Annotated in this window: 4 protein-coding genes and 2 tRNA genes; all 6 read right to left on the bottom strand. The window is 58.7% G+C overall.

Annotation, left to right across the window (positions count from 1 at the left end):
• Positions 1–616, bottom strand: a 616-nt coding sequence (locus tag Q4Q11_RS30950) for an NADH-quinone oxidoreductase subunit D-related protein (RefSeq protein WP_498571879.1), incomplete at its 3' end; no start/stop codon positions are given.
• 66 nt (positions 617–682) lie between these two features.
• The gene (locus tag Q4Q11_RS30945; protein WP_112511105.1) at positions 683–1285 is read right to left on the bottom strand and encodes an NADH-quinone oxidoreductase subunit C; all 603 of its coding nucleotides are present in this window, start codon (positions 1283–1285) and stop codon (positions 683–685) included.
• Between the two features lie 18 nt (positions 1286–1303).
• Entirely contained in the window at positions 1304–1885 is a 582-nt protein-coding gene (locus Q4Q11_RS30940) for a NuoB/complex I 20 kDa subunit family protein (RefSeq protein ID WP_015339504.1), read from the bottom strand.
• Positions 1876–2241: an NADH-quinone oxidoreductase subunit A gene (locus Q4Q11_RS30935; protein WP_034489570.1), complete on the bottom strand. Its 366-nt coding sequence runs from the start codon at positions 2239–2241 to the stop codon at positions 1876–1878. The genes Q4Q11_RS30940 and Q4Q11_RS30935 overlap by 10 nt, the downstream gene beginning before the upstream one ends.
• 259 nt (positions 2242–2500) lie before the next feature.
• Positions 2501–2577, bottom strand: a tRNA-Asp gene (locus Q4Q11_RS30930).
• 48 nt (positions 2578–2625) lie between these two features.
• Positions 2626–2702 (bottom strand) — tRNA-Asp (locus tag Q4Q11_RS30925).
• Position 2703 lies beyond the last annotated feature (1 nt).

The raw sequence follows: 2703 nt of genomic DNA, 5'->3' as shown, positions 1-2703 counted from the left end.
CGCCGATATCGACGTTACGCTGCTTGAAGATACGGTTGCCCGTCAGAAGGTCGTCGATGTCGTCGAGTGCCTTCAGGAACGGATCGCACCAGTCACCGATATCCTGAACGAGCTTTTCGGGAAGATCCTGGTGAACGCCGCCCGGACGGATGTAAGCCGCGTGCATGCGCGAGCCGGAGGCACGTTCATAGAACACCATCAGCTTTTCGCGCTCTTCGAAGCCCCAGAGCGGCGGCGTCAGCGCACCGACGTCCATGGCCTGCGTGGTGACGTTCAGAAGATGCGACAGGATGCGGCCGATTTCCGAATAGAGCACGCGGATCAGCTGACCGCGGATCGGGATATCGATGCCGAGCAGCTTTTCGACAGCCAGCGCGTAGGCATGTTCCTGGTTCATCGGCGCCACGTAGTCGAGGCGATCGAAGTACGGAACGGCTTGAAGATAGGTCTTCGTTTCGATCAGCTTTTCCGTGCCGCGATGCAGCAGGCCGATATGGGGATCGACGCGTTCCACAATTTCGCCGTCCAATTCGAGGACAAGACGCAAAACGCCGTGCGCAGCCGGATGCTGCGGACCGAAATTGATGTTGAAGTTGCGAACGTTATGTTCTGTCATGGCGGCGATGCTCGCGTTTTCAGAATTTCAGAGAATGGCAGGCCAGAGCCTGCCACACGCCAATAACTAGGCCTTCGCCTTCTCGTCACCCGGGAGCACGTAGTCGGTGCCCTCCCACGGCGACAGGAAGTCGAAGTTGCGGAATTCTTGCTTCAGTTCCACCGGCTCGTAGACGACGCGCTTGGCGGCATCGTCGTAACGAACCTCGACGAAACCGGTCGTCGGGAAGTCCTTGCGCAGCGGATGGCCTTCGAAGCCGTAGTCGGTCAGCAGGCGTCGCAGATCAGGATGGCCGGTGAAGAGGACGCCGTACATGTCCCAGGTTTCGCGCTCGAACCAGTCTGCTCCCGGATAGATGCCGCAGGCGGAGGGAACGGGCTGATCTTCGCCCACAGGAACCTTGACGCGGATACGCAGATTCTTCTTGGGCGACAGCAGATGGTATACCACATCGAAACGCTCAGCGCGCTGCGGCCAGTCGACGCCGCAGATATCCGTCATGTTGACAAAACCGCACCTGGCATCGTCACGCAGGAAGGTCAGCAGGGCGATAACGTTTTCGGCCGTCGTCGTCACGGTCAGCTCGCCATACTTGATCTCACTCGAGGAGATCAGGGCGCTGCGAACTTCCGTGAGGTAGGCGGCCAGTTCGTTCAGGGCTTCACTCATAATACCTTGTCCCCTGCCTTACCGTTCGATCGTGCCGGTGCGCCGGATCTTCTTCTGCAGCAGAAGCACGCCGTAAAGCAGCGCTTCCGCCGTGGGAGGACAGCCCGGGATATAAATGTCGATCGGCACAACGCGATCGCATCCGCGTACGACGGAATAGGAATAATGATAGTAGCCGCCGCCGTTGGCGCAGGAACCCATCGAAATGACGTAGCGCGGCTCGGGCATCTGGTCGTAGACCTTGCGCAGGGCCGGCGCCATCTTGTTGGTCAGCGTGCCAGCAACGATCATGACATCGGACTGGCGCGGCGAGGCACGGGGCGCAAAGCCGAAGCGCTCCACGTCGTAGCGCGGCATGGAAACCTGCATCATCTCGACGGCGCAGCAAGCCAAGCCGAAAGTCATCCACATCAGGGAGCCGGTACGAGCCCAATTGATCAGCTCATCGGTAGACGTGACAAGAAAGCCCTTGTCGGCAAGTTCATTGTTGATCTCGCCGAAGAACGGGTCGTTGCTGCCAACAGGCCTGCCAGTCGCGGGATCGATGATCCCCTTCGGCTGCGGCGCGACGAGCGTCGTGTTGCTTGGAGCTACTCCCATTCCAGGGCTCCCTTCTTCCATTCATAAATAAAGCCGATGGTCAGCACCGCGAGGAACACCATCATCGACCAGAACCCGAACCAGCCGATCGCACCGAAGGATACGGCCCACGGGAAGAGGAAAGCGACTTCCAGGTCGAAGATGATGAAGAGAATCGATACCAGATAGAAGCGGATATCGAACTTCATGCGGGCGTCATCGAATGCGTTGAAACCGCATTCGTAGGCCGACAGCTTTTCCGAGTCAGGCGCCTTGAAGGCGACGGCAAACGGCGTGATCAACAGCGCCAGGCCAATCACCAAGGCAATACCAATGAAAATCGCTATCGGAATATAGGAACTGAGCAGTCCAGTCATCATGTCCATCCCTGCTTGCGATCAGCGCCGGGGCGGCGCTTTTGAGCAAATGCCCAAGCAAGCGAAAGAGCGTTGCAACAGAGCCGTGGTTAGCGCAGGCGGAGCGCGCGCGCAAGCCTTTTGAATCTGTCTGTTAGGGTACTATCGAGCGGTAGATATCAATGTGTTGCGACGGCGACGCGACAAATCGGCGCAAACGCGAAAAGGCTCTTTCGCAATTGCAATAAATTGACGTTTGATTGTAATGGCTTGGAGAGAATGGCGCGAGTGACGGGGCTCGAACCCGCGACCTCCGGCGTGACAGGCCGGCACTCTAACCGACTGAGCTACACCCGCGCATCGTTTGGCCTTTCAGCCGGTGCGGATCCGAAATTTGCCTCGAAATGGCGCGAGTGACGGGGCTCGAACCCGCGACCTCCGGCGTGACAGGCCGGCACTCTAACCGACTGAGCTACACCCGCA

It is taken from the genome of Rhizobium sp. UFLA01-1127, from assembly GCF_059803845.1.
Note: the sequence above shows the minus strand (reverse complement) of the source record. Positions and strands in the feature narration are given on the sequence as shown.